A 15,846-nucleotide genomic window follows, 5' to 3' on the forward strand; every position below is an offset into this window, starting at 1 on the left:
TGACTGGCCATTTTTGCTATAAGGATAAACTTTGACTTTAAATCTCCAAAGTAAATGTCTTTGCTAAAGTACTGGAAGTACGACACAAAATGTTGTCCCATCCTTTTCATTACTTTCAGCTTTGATTTTTCCGTTATGCTTTTGTACAATTGTGTGCGCGATTGATAATCCAAGACCGTAACCGCCTGTTTCTCGTGATCTGGACTTGCTTGCACGATAGAAGCGTTCGAAGATATGTTCCAGATCCTTTTTGGGAATTATCACACCTGAGTTTTTGATACTTAGGATCACTTTTTCGTGTTCCTGCCGCAGCAGAAGATAGATCGTTCCTCCTTTTGCGTATTTACATGCATTGTCCAGCAAGATGATCAAAAGCTGTTTGATCTGCTTTTCGTTTCCATTAATTAGAATATGATCCTGAATGTCTTCTGTCATCTCGGTTTTTTGTTCGTAAGTCACGGACTCGAAAGAAAGGATGCACTCCCAGACAAGCCTGGATAGATCAAACTCTACATGTGGAGCAGGTGGAGCGTTGTCTGCATCCTCTCTTGCAAGAAATAAGAGGTCCTGCAGCAGATCCTTCATCTGAATAGCTTCTTCTTCGGTGTTGTCAAGCCATTTTCTTTCCTCTTCGATGGTATGTTGTGAATGACTTTTGATGATTCCCAGGTTGGCGAGGATGACAGTTAGCGGAGTTTTCAGTTCATGAGAGGCATCTGCTACGAACTGATGCTGTTGATCCCAGGCTTTTTGTACCGGTGCAAGGGCTCGTTTGGAGAGAAAGAGGCTGATGATAAAGGATGTCAGAAGTACGATTGCAAATATAAGCACTGAAATCAGGATCAGGCTTTGCATGCTGTCCTGTTCATTAGTAATATCTGCAAAGGCAATCTTCAGACCGTTTTTTGCAGCCTGCATTTTAAACCGCAGTCCCATACTCTGCAGTGTTCCGGAAATTTTATTAGCTGCAATAGCTGCGTCTGCAGCTTTTTGCGCAGTGTCAGTGTCAACTTGGATGCCGCTGTCATTGATACCCGATACGGTATTTGAATTTACTTCAAGTGTTACGGTAAATACAGCAATTTTGCCAATTCCACTATCATCTTTGGGGCGTGGAGGTCGTTTCCCATCCCTGTCACCGAATTCCAGTGCCGGTTTTAAATCTTCTACATCTCCGGACAAAGTCCGGTCAATCGCTTTTATGCTGTCTGCGTAGAATCTCCGGTAGTTGGAGACACACATGACAACCAGTGCTGACAGGATGACGGCGATTACAAAGATCATATTTGTTATGATGAATCTTTTTCGTAGTCTCTTAAGCATCTTTATTTCCCTCTAGGCGATAGCCGACTTTTCGGATCGCTACAATTCCCACTTTGGAACCAAGATAGTAAAACTTTTTCCTGAGAAATGAAACATAGGCTTCTACATTATTATCCTCCGCATCGGAGTCATTTCCCCATACTTTTTCTATCATAGATTCTTTTGAGATGATCATATTAGAATTGATCATCAGCATCTTCAAAATCTCAAATTCCTTAAAACTTAAGTGAATATTTCTGTCCTTGCACCACAGATCATTCGTGGCGAGGACGAGTTTCAGGTCACCAAAGGTAAGATTCTCGAAGATTACTTCACCGGTTCTTCTGGCGAGGGCACGAATTCTTGCCAACAGCTCCCCGGGTTCGAAGGGCTTGGTCATATAATCATCGGCACCGTGATCCAGACCTGCAATCTTGTCGCTGATATCATCTTTGGCAGTTAGCATCAATACTGGTGTCTGAATCGCCTGACTTCTCATTTCGTGAACGATAGAGAATCCATCCATTTGAGGCAGCATCACATCTAAAACAACTACATCGTAGTTTCCGTTTGTTGCGTAATCCAGTCCATCAGTTCCAGTGTAGACCACATCACAGAGGTACTTTGATTCTGTCATGATCTCCCGCAGTGCCTCTGCCAGACGAACTTCGTCTTCTACAATTAGTATATTCATTTCACACGTCCTCCTCGATTTATCTTCAATATACAGTTGCTTCAATAACAACAAGTCTTATCATAATGGTTGTCACGTCTGTTTACACTCAGATTATAAGGATGAAACCTGAAATAAAGCTGAAATTGTACCTGGGATATGATATAGATTGAACAGGTTATCTTTTCCTACAATCAGAAAGAAAAAGTATTGGAAGACTGTGCTTGTAATTGCGCACAGGATGTGCACAGTTAATTTTAGAGAGATGTCCTTTGTCAGTGTAATTAGTGCATTGCAACTATTCATTTTCTATATGCCATTCTGTAATCCTTCGGTGTCATTCCAGTTTTCTGACGAAATTGTCGGTAGAGATGCACTTCGCTGGAATAACCGCAGATATCCGCAATCTTCTCCACACTTAGATCTGTGTTATGTAAGATGGTTTTTACTCTTTCTATTCGCATATTGATCAGATCCGATTGGAGCGAGATACCAAAAAAATCGGAATATAAATGTTGAAAGTATGAGCAAGAGATCCCAACTGATTCGGCTAGTTCTTTTATTGAATATTTTTTCATTGGCTGTGACTGAATCTGAAATCTCAGTTCCTGCATTCTCGCATAATAGGGACTATATTTCTTTGGACAATTTTTATCTTGGTATGCAGCCTCTACATTATTCATCAGAAGCTTAAAAAGCATATCTACATTCTCATCGCGCCACTTTTCATCTGCATAACTGTTTTCCCATAAAATCTGTTGAATATATAATGTAAATCGGGGAGGATTGCTCAAAGGTATCGCATTGTAAAACAGCTTGGCATAGCGGTCTAATATATGATCGTCGTCGCATCTGAAACGAATCCAGTCATCAGAATACTCCCCATCCGGATTCACACAGTGATAGGGAACCTCACGTTTAATAAGAACAACCTGATTAGGTTTTACAGATAATTTTTGATCTGTAAATGTAAATACCCCGTTTGTCTTGGCCATCAGAAGGACATGCCCATCTGCCCCATAAGGACGACTCATTTCAAAGGATTCCGGATGTTCACTGTTACATTCGCCGGCTATTATCGTATACATGCATAGCTCTCCTTACTCATAACAGATAATGTTAGTAATTAACGCTATTTGATATTATATCACAGAAAATTTGAAGATACAATGTAGCTGTAAAGTAATCATTTATACTTTATGTAATTTGTTTTTCTTGTCTTTGTACATTTTTTTGTGTACAAATATAAAAATTACGGAGGAGGTATTTTTATGAAGCATTCAAGATTAAACAAAGCAGTTCCATCACTACTTGCTGCAGCAATGGCCGTATCATCAGCATCTTACACGCAGGCAGGAACTTCCCCGCCTCAGAGTCAAACTTCGGATTATTCGGATCTCTCTGTCTGGCATTCGGCATCGGATTCGGATATGATATTCTCTGAGGGAGACATCACGCTGCAGGGAAGCTCCAAAATTATAGGTGATGCGGGAACCAACTCCACAAGAGACAAAAGTGTTCGCTTTGACTGGTCAACCTTTATTGACGGAGATCTCTGGATCGGCCCACACAGTGAGTGGTCCAAAGTTGCCACTTCCCCGAAAGCAGATGTAGGTGAACATGCGTCGAAGAAGATCCGACAGCTTACGAGAGAGAAGAAATTCGCACCGCCAGCTTATCGCGATTCCCCCGCTCTTGAACCGAAAGGAAATCTGTATGCCGGATATCAAGATACTGGAGATGCTATAATTGATAAAAGTGGTGCTTATAGCAATATTTCTGTAACAAAAGATCTCGTTGTAAATATTGGAGATGAGGATCTTAATATTACAGCAGAGACACTGTCTGTCTCCGGAGATGGGCAGATTATTCTGAATCGAAGCGGAAGCGGCCATGTAAATTTGTTTGTGACTGACAGTCTTGAATTGTCTGGTAGTGGAAAAATCAATTCCAAAGGTAATTACGATAGTATCAATTTGTATTATAGTGGGAATTCACCACTTCGTTTTGGAGGAAACACTCGTGCAAATATGAGCCTATACGCCCAAACAGCGGATATCTCTCTGTCAGATTCTGCACAGATGACAGGCAGCATTGTAACAGGAGCGAAGGATATTTCTCTCTCGGGAAATTCTCAGCTGAATCCGGGTGAGATCTACGCACTGAATGCAGCACTATCCCTAAGCGGAAGCAGCCGTATACAGGGGGTTACAGTATCCGATACCCTGTCTCTTTCAGGTACTTCCCAGATCGAGTACGACGACTCCATGAGCCTTAAGGTGCCAGAGTTTAAAGCGCAGAAAACACCTGTCACTGAAAAACTAGGTTCCGGAAACTGGGGTATGTATTATGACTTCAATCGTTTCGATGACAAGACTTTTAAGGCAAATTTCGATTATGACTTGTCTATGCTTAAGAAGCTGCCTTTTACTTATTTCCGTCTCGGATTTGTCATTTATGACAATATGGTTGATCAGAATGGCAATTACAACTTCTCTCGCCTTGACTATGCCGTTGATGAGACGCTCAAAGCCGGAAAGAAAGTGATTCTTCCCCTGTGGTTTGTCAATGATGGAATCGCAGATAAAGGAAACATTGATTACCACGAACAGGTTAGTAATATGAGAAATCTAATTACCGCCATGGTGAAACACTATAGTGGGAAGGGAATTATCTATGAGGCGCTTGATGAGGCAAACTCACTGGGGCATTTCTGGATGGAACAGTGGAGTGATGACTGTGTGGAGGATATTCTGGCATTGAATCAGCATTTTGTCCAGACCATACAGAGGGAAGATCCGACCGCTGTCTTTATGGCTGGTGACTTTGCGTGGCCGAAGAACAGCAGTGACGGGAGACTCGACCGGGTACATAACATGATCGAAAAGGGATATCTGGATTATGGCACTTATGGCAGCTTCCATCCTTACACTAACGGAATCCCTGAACAGATGCTGGGCGACAGATATGATATCGAAGCCATGAATCATATATTGAGCCACAATCTGCTGCCGGCCGCGACGGAATTTGGCTTCCCGCATAATATTCCCAATCCATTTAACGGGAATTATACCCGCCAGGAACAGTCTGATTATACCGTCCGCCAGATGCTTCTTCTGGATGCCATGGGATTCGAGGTGATCTTGCCGTTCACCATGGACAATTCCGATAAAGCCTGGGCCCTGCAGGCACAATATTATGATGCCGGCGTCGGTGAAGGCAAAGACCCTTACTTTAATCAGGTAGGCGACAAAATACAAGATCTGTTCGGAAAGCTGGATGGCTACACGTTTGAGGCTCGGGAAGATAGCGAAAGCGAGAATGATTATATATTCCGTTACACTTCATCCTCGGATGACCGCCCGGATAAAATTGTTTACTGGACTGCGGAATCCGATCATGAACTTGAAATTGAGGGTAATACTTTTATGGTGACTGGAACACCCGAAATAGCAGAATAAATACAGGAGGATATTATGAAAAAGAAAGCAGGAAACAAAACCTATAAACTATGGACAGCTGCAGCTCTAAGCACAATTATGGTCACTTCTCTTCTGAGTGGATGTGGAGGAGGTGATAAAGGGGGCAGTAGCTCTGGCAGCTCAAAAGCAGAATTATCCGACTCTGTAGAGGCAAAGGAGAATACATATCCTCTGAACTCCGATGATACATTCACATACTGGGGAGTTATGCGCCCCAATATTGCACCGAACTTTACGAATATGGGGGACACTCATATAGGAAAACAATGGCAGAAGCAAACTGGTGTGAAAATTAAGTTTGAGCATCCGGTTACCGGACAGGACACAGAACAGTTTAATCTGATTCTTGCGGATGGGAATTATCCCGATTTGTGGGACTACGACTGGAGAAGTTTCCCCGGTGGCCCGGCAAAAGCCTTAGATGACGGTGTAATCCTGGAGCTCAACGATTTAATCAATGAGCACTGCCCGAATCTGAAAAAATATCTGAAAGACCATCCAGAGGTTGCCCGCACGATTAAGACAGATGACGGAAGATACTATTCTTTCCCCTCCCTGCGAGATGTGTATGCCTCTTATCTGGGCCCCCTCGTTCGGTCAGACTGGCTGAAGAAGTGTAATCTTGAGGTTCCCGAGACGATAGACGAGTGGCATGATGTACTTACAGCTTTTAAAGATCAGATGGGCGCCAGTGCTCCATTTACTGCATCGAATAAGTCGGATACCTTTTTCGCCTATGCATACGGCGTCCAGAACGGATTTTTTCTGGATGACGGAAAAGTTGTCTTTGGACCGGCCAAAAAGGAATATAAAGAGTATATGAAAACTATGCACCAGTGGTATGATGAAGGATTAATCGATCCAGATTATTTTGCAAGCGGTGAAGACGAAACGACAGCGAAGATGACCACAGGTCGTTCCGGAGTTACCTCAGCATGGGCTGCTTCAGGAATGATGAACTACATCCCCATCGGCCAGGAAACAGAGCCTGAGTATGACTTGACTGCAACTAAAAATCCAGTTCTGAAAAAAGGAGAAACTCCCGAATACGGGTATATTGAAAACCCATACTATTATGGAGGTCTCGCAATTGGAGCAACCTGCAAAGATCCGGTTACCGCCGCAGAGGTTCTCGATTACGGATACGGTGAAGAAGGTCATATGATGTTCAATTTTGGTGAGGACGGGGTCTCTTATACCATGGAAAACGATAATCCGGTTTACACGGATGTCGTCTGGAAAAATGAAAACGGATGGCCGGTTTCCCAGGCAATTGCCGACTATATTCTGGCATACAGCTTTGGTCCTTTCGTTCAGGACAGCCGCTATCAGGAGCAGTACCTGTATATGGATCAGGCAAAGGAGGCTATTAAAACCTGGGCAGACACAAACGCGAAAGAGCATCTGATGCCGGAAATTACCAGGACATCCGATGAGAGTTCTGAATATGCGACAATTATGAACGATATTGGAACATATGTAGGCGAGATGTCCGCAAAATTTATTATGGGAACGGAAGATATTGACAGTGGTTTTGATAAGTATCTGGATACTTTGAATCAGATGGGTCTCGAGCAGGCTGTCGAGATCAACACTGCCGCATACGAGAGATACCAGAAACGCTGAAAGAATACGGGGAGGTTTCAGCCTCCCCGATTTTAAAGGAGTCAGATCATCTATGAAAACCAAAAAAGAAAAATTCAGTTATAGAGTCAAACGGGACTGGGTCAGGAATAAGTCCTTATATATCCTGATCATACCCGTTATCGTATTTTATGCAGTTTTTATGTATAAGCCAATGTATGGTGCTCTAATAGCATTTCAGGATTATATACCGACAAAAGGGCTGCTTGGGAGCAGCTGGGTGGGATTGAAACACTTTATACGATTCTTTAACAGTCCGTATTTTGTGCGTCTTGTCCGGAACACGATCGTCCTGAGCCTGTATAGCCTGGTATTTGCATTTCCGGCGCCGATTATACTCGCTCTCCTGCTCAACGAGGTGAAGAAAAAGAGATACAAGTCCTTTATACAGACGGCCACCTACCTTCCACATTTCATTTCATTAGTAGTTGTTGTAGGCATCATCAAAGAGTTCTGTGTGTCTGATGGCCTGATCAATGACATTATTGTATTTCTCGGAGGGAAAAGAGTTCCTCTGCTGCAGGATCCGGCATACTATCGTATGATCTATATCCTCTCGGATATCTGGCAGGAAATCGGATGGGGATCCATAATTTATCTGGCAGCCCTTTCCGGGGTAGACCAGCAGCTCTACGAGGCCGCCGAGATTGACGGCGCGGGAAAGTTTAAGCAGATGCTGCATGTGACACTTCCGGGAATTACTCCTACCATCGTAATTATGCTGATTCTGCGTCTGGGTTCGCTGATGGGTATGGGGTATGAGAAGACAATTCTGCTCTATAATAACTCTACTTATGAGACAGCAGATATCATTTCATCTTATATCTACCGAGTCGGATTACTGGAACAGAACTGGAGCTATTCAACGGCAATCGGTCTGATGAATTCACTGATTAACTGTGTGCTTTTGGTTCTGGCCAACAAGATCAGCAAAAAAGTAACCGAAAACAGTTTGTGGTAAGGAGGCGTAAGTGATGAAAAAAAATAAAAAAATCAAGGTCTCCCTGCCTGAGAGAATCTTCCAATGTGTCAACTATGTACTTCTGCTTATTTTGGCTGTCGTATGTATCTATCCGATGTGGCATGTATTAATGGCTTCTTTCAGTAAGCCCAATAAGATAATCCGTCATCAGGGCGCTCTGATTAAACCTCTCGGATTCAGCATTCAGGCTTATAAACAGGTACTCTCGAATCCAAATATTTTAAGTGGATATAAGAATACATTAATCATACTTGTGAGCGGCGTTATCGTATGTCTGTTCATGACCTCTCTTGGGGCATATGTTCTGTCGAGAAAAAACCTTATGTGGAAAAAGCCAATTACAATCTTTATTATGATCACAATGTTCATAAGCGGAGGACTGATTCCCTTCTATCTGAATCTGAAATCACTGCATCTGACCAACACTTTGGCCGGGATCGTTGTCCCCTTTATGATCAATACATACAATATGATTATTCTTCGGACAGCTTTTGAATCCATACCGGACAGTTTAATCGACGCAGCTGAAATTGATGGTGCAAGCCATCTGAAAATTCTCACCAGTATTGTACTTCCATTATCCAAACCCACGTTATCCGTGATGGTCTTATATTACGGAGTGGAAAAATGGAACGGATGGTTCTGGGCATCGGCGATTCTTCGCGACCGGAATCTTCTTCCGCTGCAGGTCATTCTCCGGGAGATACTGCTTTCCTCCACACAGTCCATGCAGGCAGGAGGGATTGGCGGAGACACAGAGGCTATCGGCATGACTATCCGATATGCGACCATTATCGTCGCAACAGTACCGATTCTTCTGGTTTATCCTTTTATACAAAAATACTTTACAAAAGGCGTCATGATCGGAGCGGTGAAAGAATAAGCTGCTCCCAATAATTACATGAGGAGACAAAACATGTTATATCCAAGAAACAGTGAATCACGCAGCGTAATAAATCTCGATGGAATTTGGGACTTTAAACTAGATAACGGCAATGGAATGAAAGAAAAATGGTTCGAAAAAAGGCTGCAAAATCCAATCAAAATGCCCGTCCCAGCCTCCTACAATGATCTTCAGGAAGGATATGATTTTCGAAATCACTGCGGTCTTGTGTTTTATCAGCGGGATTTGACTATCCCGCGTGCCCTTCTCGAAAGCCCGGACCGGCTGGTCTTACGTTTCGGTGCCGTGACACATAAAGCAAAGGTATATGTAAACAAAGAATTAGCAGCCAAACACATTGGAGGCTTTCTCCCTTTTGAAGTGGAACTGGATAAGAGCGGGCTTCACACACACAATTTGCTTACAGTATGTGTCGACAACCGTATTGATTACTCCACGCTCCCTGTGGGTCGGGAAGATCACCCTGATAAAAATGAGGCCAATTTTGATTTCTTTAATTACAGCGGAATTATCCGACCGGTTTTTCTGTACACTACACCGCGTGCATACATTGAAAACATTACAATTGTACCGAAAATTGATGCGAAAAAAGCATCTTTGACTTATACTGTAAATACCAAAAATGCTACTTCACATGATCCGGAAATGGATACTTCCATTCATATCGAACTGCTCACAAGAGACGGAGAGCTAGTTTCCGATGAACATAAGATAACGGGAACATTGAATGTTGATAGCCCTTGCCTCTGGGAACCGGGAAATCCATATCTGTATCAAGTTCGAGTCTCTTTCGAAGATGATATCTATGAATTTTTATACGGAATCCGGACGGTCGCCGTGAAAGGAAACAAATTTTTAATCAATGAAAAACCATTTTATTTCAGAGGATTTGGGAAACATGAGGATACCTTTCCAAATGGCCGAGGTTTCAATGAGGTTATGAACGTAAAAGATCTGTCTCTGTTTGATTGGATTGGTGCAAATAGTTTCCGAACCAGTCATTATCCCTACAGCGAAGAAATGATGCAGTTGTGTGATGAAAAGGGGATTGTAGTAATTGACGAAGTACCGGCTGTCGGTTTAAATATCAATTTCAGCGGTGGAGCTAATCTCCATAACGGAATTGAAATCGGGACTTTCAGTCCGGAAAACGAGGGTGGAATCCGGACCGCTTTGGCACATCAAAAAGTAATACATGATTTGATAGATCGAGACAAAAATTATGCCTGTGTCGTGATGTGGAGTATTGCAAATGAACCGGATGGTTCTGCAAAAGGTGCATACAACTATTTCAAACCGCTTTTCGACCTTGCAAGAAGGGAAGATCCCCAGTGTCGCCCTTGTACCATGGCCAGTGTTGCAATGGAAAACTATAAAGACGATTGCAGTTTAAAGCTTAGTGATATCTATTGTTTAAACCGCTATTACGGATGGTATATTGCCTGTGGCGACCTTTCCCGTGCCCGTGATCTAATGGAAAAAGAAATGAAGTTCTGGAACTCGACTGGTAAACCTTTTATGTTCACGGAATACGGAGTGGATACCATAAGTGGATATCACAATTCGACACCTCGTCTGTTTACGGAAGAATATCAGCTGGAATATTATAAGATGAATCATGACGTTGTAGATCAATTGGATAATTTTATAGGTGAACAAGTATGGAATTTTGCTGATTTTGATACAGAGGAAAACCTCACCCGTGTCTGTGGAAACAAAAAGGGACTATTTACCAGAGATCGAAAACCGAAACTTGCCGCTCACTATTTCAGAGAGAGGTGGCATCAACCGGATAAATATCATTGATTGCGACTATGTAATAAATAGTAAGGAGAACTTATATGATTATAAAAAAAACAGCCAGCGTACCACTGATTACACATGACCCGTATTTCTCAGTCTGGTCACCGTCAGATCATCTTTACGACGCCGATACCATGCATTGGAGCAGAATATCACAGAGAATGTATGGGAGTCTGGCAGTGGACGGTGAAACATATTATTTTATGGGAAACCATGATGACAATAAGGTACTTATGCAGACATGTATGGAGCTTACCGCGACATCTACAATTTATCATTTTGAAAACGAAGCTGTGAAATTAAGTGTGCGGTTTACTTCGCCACTTTTGCTGGAAGATCCACTTTTGGTGTCAAGACCATGCACTTATGTGGATTTTGACATCGAAAAGAAAAAAGACGTAGTGGTAAGCTTGCATTTGGAACTGACAGCAGAGCTTGTTAGATATACGAAAGGCAAGATTATCGGGGGCAGTCATCAGGCTTCGCTGCCATCTGGAGGCAGTTTCCATTATGCCACTATGAGTAAGGCAAACCAGGCACCGCTCGGACACAGTGGAGATAACATTACCATCGACTGGGGAACGCTATATCTTGCTTCTGATTCGAAAGGCACCAAGATCTTGTTTGACGGCGAAGAGGAATGCTTAAAAGGCAGCGCTGCAATACAAGATCAAAAGGAGAAGGTATCCTTCGTGATTGCTTACGATGACCTTTTGTCAATCTATTATTTTGGAAACTGGAAGAAGGCTTATTGGACAGAACAATATGCAACGATTCTTGATGCAATTGCGGCAAGCCTAGAGGATAAAAAAGTCGTTTTAAAGAAAGCAGAACAATTCGACCAGAGGATGGAAGAGGCTGCGGAGAAGTCCGGAGGCAAAGAATATGCTTACTTGTGTAATCTAAGCTATCGTCAGAGTATCGCTGCACATAAACTGATTACAGATGAAAACGGGGAAATCATCTTCCTTTCCAAAGAAAATGATTCGAATGGATGTATCGGAACCGTGGATGTCAGCTATCCTTCGATTCCTCTGTATCTGCTGCACAACACCGAATACGTGAAAGGAATGCTTAGACCGATATTCCGATTCAGCCAGCTTCCGGTGTGGGAGTTCGACTTCGCACCACATGATGTCGGGCGGTATCCCTATGCGTCCGGTCAGGTCTATGGACTGAAGAACCATAAAGGCGAATACGACGGTGAAAATGGAAACATAGCTCCCTTTTATCATCAATTCCCGAAAAAATGTGATATCTATGAATATCATTTCCAAATGCCAGTGGAAGAGTGTGGGAATATGCTGGTTATGACAGCAGCGGCCTGCCTCTTGGATAAGAATGCAGACTTTGCCCTTCCCTACATGGATATTCTGAAACAATGGACGAAATATCTGATAGAATATGGTGATGACCCGGGAGAACAGCTTTGTACTGATGACTTTGCAGGCCATCTCTCCCATAACGTCAATCTTTCAGCAAAAGCGATTGTAGGAATCGAGGCATATGCACAGATTTGCAGACTCGCGGGCAGCGAAAAAGATTATGAAACTTATCACGAAAAAGCAAAAATGATGGCAGAAAGCTGGGAAGACCGTGCATTTGATCAGGATCATTATAGACTGACCTTCGATGGTGAGGGTACCTGGAGCTTAAAATACAACACAATCTGGGATAAGTTCTTCAATAGCAATCTGTTTTCTGATCAGATGTATGAGAAGGAGATAGAATATTATCTGAAGAAAAACCAGAAATATGGTGTACCACTCGATAACAGAAAGTCTTATACGAAGAGTGACTGGATTCTGTGGTCGGCGGCGCTTACGGACGATCTGGAACAGAGGAAGCAATTTATTGAACCAGTGGCGAGATACCAGCAAGAAACCGAGTCACGGGTACCGTTCTCAGACTGGTACGACACTAAGACCGGAAAACAAAATGCCTTTATTGCAAGAAGTGTACAAGGTGGAATCTTTATGCCAATATTGATTGACAGAATGCAATTCATTGGCCGACAAGGAACAAAATAGATCCACCGCGATCGCTCGGAGGCGCTGCTCTTGAGACGCTTAACTTGCTATAACTCGCCTATTCGTGGTATTCTTATGATAATAATCACGATTGGACGATGAGATATGATTAAAAATACAAAAAAGTTGGTGCTTGGGATACTGGCTCATGTGGATGCCGGGAAGACGACACTGGCAGAGAGCATGCTATATCTGACCGGAAGTATACGAAAACTGGGTCGGGTCGACCATAAGGATGCGTTCTTGGATACTTATGAATTGGAGAAAAACCGTGGAATTACCATATTTTCCAAGCAGGCAGTGTTCATTTCTGGGGATCGGGAAGTGACTTTACTTGACACCCCGGGACATGTGGACTTTTCAGCGGAAATGGAGCGGACGCTGCAGATCCTGGATTATGCCGTGCTGGTTATCAGCGGAGCCGATGGGGTACAAGGGCATGTGGAAACTCTCTGGAAACTATTAAAGAAATATAAGATTCCGACCTTTTTGTTTATCAATAAGATGGACCAGCCAGGGACAGATCGCGGACGCCTCATGGAAGAGCTTCAGCGAAGGCTTGATGAACGATGCGTGGATTTTACGGGCTGTCCGGGGCAGGAAGAATTTCTGGAAAATCTGGCGATGTGTGATGAGATTGTTTTGGACGAGTACCTGAAAAAAGGCAGTATATCCGAGAAGAAAATCACCGGGCTGATCACACAGAGAAAGGTTTTCCCCTGCTATTTTGGGTCTGCACTGAAAGTGCAAGGTGTCCGGGAACTGTTGGATGGGGTTACGTCTTACACTCATTGTCTGGACTATCCCGATGAGTTTGGGGCCCGGGTATATAAGATCAGCAGAGATGATTCAGGTATAAGACTGACACACTTGAAAGTGACAGGAGGATGTCTGAAGGTAAAGATGCTTCTGACAAATCGGTCCGGTGACATTGATAAAGATCCGGATGGCACTGCTGTCTGGGAAGAGAAAGCAGATCAGATCCGTATTTATTCCGGTTCTGATTATCGCATGGAAAAAGAGGTGCCGGCAGGAACGGTCTGCGCTGTCACTGGGCTTAGCAGCACATATTCCGGGCAAGGCCTGGGCTTTGAAAGACACAGCGAAGAGATTCCGGTATTGGAACCGGTTCTGACTTATCAGATTCTGTTCCCGGAGGGAACAGATCAACATCGGATGCTCCGGAGACTTCGAGATCTGGAGGAAGAAGAGCCCCTTCTTCATATCGTATGGAATGAAGAGCTGCAAGAGATTCACGCACAGGTGATGGGGGAAGTTCAAATTGAGATACTAAAAGATTTGATCCGGGAGAGATACGGCGTGACTGCCGGTTTTGGATCCAGAAAGATTGTGTATAAGGAGACGATTGAGAATACGGTGGAAGGGGTCGGGCATTTTGAGCCTCTCAGACACTATGCAGAGGTACATCTTCTGATGAAGCCAGGGGATCCTGGCAGTGGTCTTGTGTTTTCAAGCAGCTGCAGCGAGGATATTCTCGATAAGAATTGGCAGAGACTCATTCTCACACATCTGCAGGAGAAAAGCTATCGTGGTGTTTTGACGGGATCCGAGATTACCGATATGAAGATTACGCTGCTGACTGGGCGTTCACACATCAAGCACACGGAGGGCGGTGATTTTCGGCAGGCGACGTATCGCGCGGTGCGCCAGGGGTTGATGCAGGCAAAATCTGTGCTGCTGGAACCATATTATGCATATCGGCTGGAGATACCAGTCGATATGCTTGGAAGGGCGATCTCGGATGTGCAGAGAATGGGCGGCAGTTTTTCGGAGCCGGAGACACAGAATGATTTTTCCATAATCACTGGTGAAGTGCCGGTGAGTACCATGCAGAATTACCAGAGAGAAGTGACAGCATATACAAGAGGCAGGGGCAGTCTGTCTCTTTTGGTAAAAGGCTATAAGCGATGCCACAATGCGAATGAAGTCATAGCCAAGAAAAGTTATGACCCGGATAAAGATCAGGAAAATCCGTCATCTTCCGTCTTTTGTGCCCATGGGTCCGGTTTTTTGGTTCCATGGAATCAAGTTCGTGATTATATGCACATCAAAACGGATGATATCGGACAAGATCGTTCCTGGAACACGGGAGACAGTGGGGATTCCCTGCGCAGTGAAAATGCCGGAAAAAGTCTGAAACTGGACAGGGAACTAAAGGATATCTTCGAGCGGACTTATGGTACCACCCAGAGAAAGAAAAACGGGTATGCAAAGACCATTCGCACGGCCGGGCAGCGAGAAGAAAAAAAGAATTATGGCAAAGAAAAAGAGGAGAGCAGGAGACCGGAGTATCTGCTGGTGGATGGATATAATATTATCTTTTCCTGGGAGGAACTAAGCGACCTTGCAGCATATGATCTGGGCGCTGCGAGATCAAAGCTGATGGACATACTTTCCAATTATCAGGGATACAAGAATAATACGCTGATTCTGGTTTTTGATGCCTATAAGGTGGAAGGAAATGCAGAAAAGACGATGAAATATGATGACATCTATGTGGTGTATACGAAGGAAGCGGAGACAGCAGATCAATATATCGAAAAAGCTGTACACAGAATGGAACACAGATATAACTTGACGGTTGCGACCTCGGATGCGCTGGAACAGATTATCATCATGGGACAAGGGGCCATCCGAATGTCCGCGATGGAATTAAAAGAAGAGATTCAGACCGCAAATATCGAGATTTCCACTACTTATCTGAACAGACAGCCGCACAGTAAAAACTATTTATTCGATCATCTGCCCAAAGATCTGGTGGAGTTGATGGAAGAGATTCGTCTGGGGAAAAAGAACCGAAAGAATAATCCGCAAAAGAAAAAGAAATAAGAAAAAAATAGAGAAAGAACGAAGAAGGCAGGTCCTGGTATTGGATCTGTCTTTGCTTTTTTATTCCAATTCTGCATCATATGATCTAATTATAAATAATATATCATTAAGAAAGAAAAATGAGCAAAAAATTTATATTTAATCAAGATTATTAGTATATTTGGGACAAAATTCAC

At 43.3% G+C, this 15,846-nt stretch carries 10 protein-coding genes; 7 read left to right on the forward strand and 3 right to left on the reverse strand.

Features of this window, described 5'->3' with window-relative positions; all coding sequences use genetic code 11:
• Window positions 1–63: 63 nt before the first annotated feature.
• The 3 genes from INP51_RS01765 to INP51_RS01775 all read right to left on the reverse strand — a co-directional run bounded on the left by INP51_RS01765 (window position 64) and on the right by INP51_RS01775 (window position 3,063).
• A complete protein-coding gene (locus tag INP51_RS01765) occupies window positions 64–1,323 on the reverse strand; it encodes a sensor histidine kinase (RefSeq protein WP_193736048.1) in 1,260 nt (419 codons plus the stop codon).
• Entirely contained in the window at window positions 1,316–1,996 is a 681-nt protein-coding gene (locus INP51_RS01770; RefSeq protein WP_193736049.1) for a response regulator transcription factor, read from the reverse strand. Before INP51_RS01770 ends, INP51_RS01765 begins: the two co-directional genes overlap by 8 nt.
• A 281-nt stretch (window positions 1,997–2,277) precedes the next feature.
• Window positions 2,278–3,063: an AraC family transcriptional regulator gene (locus INP51_RS01775; RefSeq protein WP_193736050.1), complete on the reverse strand. Its 786-nt coding sequence runs from the start codon at window positions 3,061–3,063 to the stop codon at window positions 2,278–2,280.
• A 183-nt stretch (window positions 3,064–3,246) separates the two neighbouring features.
• Here INP51_RS01775 and INP51_RS01780 point away from each other — a divergent pair, with 183 nt between their 5' ends.
• From INP51_RS01780 to INP51_RS01810, 7 genes are all read left to right on the forward strand, one after another.
• A complete protein-coding gene (locus tag INP51_RS01780) occupies window positions 3,247–5,436 on the forward strand; it encodes a DUF7305 domain-containing protein (RefSeq protein WP_193736051.1) in 2,190 nt (729 codons plus the stop codon).
• Between the two features lie 15 nt (window positions 5,437–5,451).
• Window positions 5,452–7,083: a type 2 periplasmic-binding domain-containing protein gene (locus INP51_RS01785; RefSeq protein ID WP_230406850.1), complete on the forward strand. Its 1,632-nt coding sequence runs from the start codon at window positions 5,452–5,454 to the stop codon at window positions 7,081–7,083.
• A 52-nt stretch (window positions 7,084–7,135) separates the two neighbouring features.
• On the forward strand, window positions 7,136–8,062 hold the full coding sequence (locus INP51_RS01790) for an ABC transporter permease (protein ID WP_193736052.1): 927 nt from the start codon (window positions 7,136–7,138) through the stop codon (window positions 8,060–8,062).
• Between the two features lie 13 nt (window positions 8,063–8,075).
• Window positions 8,076–8,966, forward strand: coding sequence for a carbohydrate ABC transporter permease (locus tag INP51_RS01795; protein WP_193736053.1), 891 nt, complete (start codon window positions 8,076–8,078; stop codon window positions 8,964–8,966).
• Between the two features lie 33 nt (window positions 8,967–8,999).
• Entirely contained in the window at window positions 9,000–10,793 is a 1,794-nt protein-coding gene (gene uidA, locus INP51_RS01800; protein WP_193736054.1) for a beta-glucuronidase, read from the forward strand.
• 35 nt (window positions 10,794–10,828) lie between these two features.
• Window positions 10,829–12,820, forward strand: a complete 1,992-nt coding sequence (locus tag INP51_RS01805; protein ID WP_193736055.1) for a glutaminase domain-containing protein — start codon at window positions 10,829–10,831, stop codon at window positions 12,818–12,820.
• Between the two features lie 105 nt (window positions 12,821–12,925).
• On the forward strand, window positions 12,926–15,670 hold the full coding sequence (locus INP51_RS01810) for a translation factor GTPase family protein (RefSeq protein ID WP_193736056.1): 2,745 nt from the start codon (window positions 12,926–12,928) through the stop codon (window positions 15,668–15,670).
• Window positions 15,671–15,846: the final 176 nt, after the last annotated feature.

The organism is Blautia liquoris (assembly GCF_015159595.1).
GTDB lineage: Bacteria > Bacillota > Clostridia > Lachnospirales > Lachnospiraceae > Novisyntrophococcus > Novisyntrophococcus liquoris.